Below are 2,575 nucleotides of genomic sequence, written 5' to 3' on the forward strand. Positions count from 1 at the left end.
ATTTTGGCCATTGTCAACTAAGAAAAGACCAAAGCAGTTGTTGAATCTGGCATCTGAAAAATCAATGATAAGGGAAACTGTAGATAGGATTCTGCCAATAATAAGACCGGAAAACATATATATTGGAACAAACATTCTTCAGGCGGATGATATTAGGAAAGAACTTGGTGATATACCTGCGGAAAATATAATTGTAGAGCCTGAGTTCAAGGACACTGCGGCTGCCATAGGATATGGAGCCCTTGTGATAAAACAAAAGCATGGGAATATTCCAATGATTGTATTGCCAGCCGACCATATAATAAAGGATGAGATAGGCTTCAGACATATATTATTGAAGGCTGTTGAAGAATCAAAACGAGGAAATATCATAACTCTTGGAATTAAGCCAAATAAGCCTGATACTGGATATGGATATATCGAGACTAATTCCACGGTGTCTGTTGATTTGTTCAAATCCACATCGATTGATGTAGTTAAATTCTGGGAAAAGCCTGATATAACAATGGCTACGGAATATATAAATTCAGGAAAGTTCCTGTGGAACAGTGGCATGTTCGTATTTACCACAAACATGATTCTTACTGAATTTGAAAAGCATTTGCCAGACCACTACAAGATACTTATGGAGATTAAGAGCATACTTAAAAATGACGATGTGAACTTGAAATCACATTTTGACAAGTTTGAGAAGGTATCCATAGACTATGGTGTAATGGAGAAAACTGACAAGATCAAGACTATTCCTGTAGATTTCGGATGGAATAATATTGGGAATTTCACTGCTCTTGAAGAAATATTTGAGAAAAACCAGAACGGTTCCATAAACAAGGCTGAAAAACTGATTGAGATAGACTCAAAGAACAATATAGTAATATCAAATCAGACAGTTGCTCTTGTGGGAATTGAAAATGCAGTGGTTGTGGAGAAGGATGGAAACATCCTCATCTGTAGTAAGGACTGTGTACAGAATATCAAAAATGTTCAAGACAAGCTGTAGTAATATATAAAACCCCAAAATACAAAAGGGACGGTTCTTTTTGTATTTTTGATATTTGAATCTAGTAATTTTAATTTTGGAGACGGTTTCTTTTGAGGCCGTCTTTTTATAGCTTTCTTGTAGCTTAGGAAAGTTAAAATATACATAATCCCTTGAAGCGTTGGTGTTATGCTATTAAGGAAACTTTCCTTCGCGTCTTAATAAATGCTTGTGCATTTAACGCAGCAAAGCTGCTTTCTTGTTAAGAAAAGTTCATATATTCGTCCGCAATAGCCAAGTTGATTGTGGTATAATCAGGTGACATGTATTATACAGTATATTTGTGCGTTATATGACACAAGTGATTCTAGCTTAAGAAAGTAGAAGTTCATAAACCCTTGAAGTGTTGGTTTTATGCATTTAAGGTAACTTTCTTTCGTATTTGGAATATCAACTTACGCTGATAACGCAGCGAAACTGCTTTCTAGAGGAGAAAGATGTGGAAGAACTTAACGGTATTATTGCCGACAATTTAAAAGCTATAAGAACTAAAAGAGGACTTAGTCTTGATAAGGTGTCAGAATTGTCGGGAGTTAGCAAGAGCATGCTTGGACAGATAGAAAGAGGGGAGTCAAATCCTACAATAGCTACTGTGTGGAAGATTGTAAATGGACTAAAAGTATCTTTTACAACTCTTGTACAAAAGCCTGTTCAGGAAAACAAGGTTATGCTTAAAACGGATGTTGCAACAATAGAAAGCGACGAGGGACGGTGCAGAATTCATCCTTTTTTCCCATTTGAGGAAGGAAGAAATTTTGAAATGTACCAGGTTGAAATAGAAGCAGGCAGCGGCATCGATGCTGAGGCACACAACAAGGATACCCTTGAAATGGTAATAGTCTTTGATGGACAGATTCAAATATCTTTTGAAGGTGAGGATTACATAATTAGCAAGGATGATGCCTTTGAATTTAGGGCAGACAGGATGCATTCATATCATAACAATGGAAATGAAAAGGCTAGAATAGCCATGGTAATATATTATCCAGAAATCTAACTAGAAAGAAGCTTTCTTAAGCTATAAAAACTTCCGTATTTCATTATTTGAAATGAGCGGAAGTTTTTTGTTTTATTGATTTGAACGATCCAGTTCCTTTAAGTATCTGTATATTGTCTGCTCTGAAACTTTAAGAGACTTTGCAACTTCGATTACAACGCCCTTTAATCTGAAAGCATCCTTATCCTTTAGGTGCTTTACAATATCCTTCTTTTCCACCATAGTCATTCTGGAAGGCTCTGTTCCGAAGTCATCTAAAGCCTGACTGATATATGAGTTTATCAGGTCTTTTACACTCATGTTGAAATTTTCTTCATTTTCGTGTTTGTTCTTGTTGAGCAATTCATCATTAATAATCAGGTTGTCGATTACGTCCCTGGCCTTCAACAAGGAGGTGATATCAATATTTATACATAACATGCCTATGAGATTTTTTTCATTATCCTTAATTAGATAGGTGGAAGAACGCAGTGTCTTGTCTCCTTTTTCGGCCTTGCCCGTATAGTTGCATATGTAATTCTCGTTTTCGTATTTTTCCA

3 protein-coding genes are annotated in these 2,575 nt (G+C 36.0%); 2 read left to right on the top strand and 1 reads right to left on the bottom strand.

Annotated features, from left to right (window positions below; translation table 11 throughout):
* Together AC3AX0_RS04665 and AC3AX0_RS04670 are read left to right on the top strand one after the other, a co-directional pair.
* A partial coding sequence (locus AC3AX0_RS04665) for a mannose-1-phosphate guanylyltransferase (protein WP_487549144.1) occupies positions 1 to 1,000 on the top strand: 1,000 nt, incomplete at its 5' end.
* Positions 1,001 to 1,478: 478 nt separating this feature from the next.
* Positions 1,479 to 2,036: a helix-turn-helix domain-containing protein gene (locus tag AC3AX0_RS04670; protein WP_487549145.1), complete on the top strand. Its 558-nt coding sequence runs from the start codon at positions 1,479 to 1,481 to the stop codon at positions 2,034 to 2,036.
* Positions 2,037 to 2,108: 72 nt separating this feature from the next.
* On the opposite strand, the gene AC3AX0_RS04675 is transcribed toward AC3AX0_RS04670, so the two are convergent.
* On the bottom strand, positions 2,109 to 2,575 hold a 467-nt coding region (locus AC3AX0_RS04675; protein ID WP_487549146.1), incomplete at its 5' end, for a helix-turn-helix transcriptional regulator.

It is taken from the genome of Dethiosulfatibacter sp., assembly GCF_983023055.1.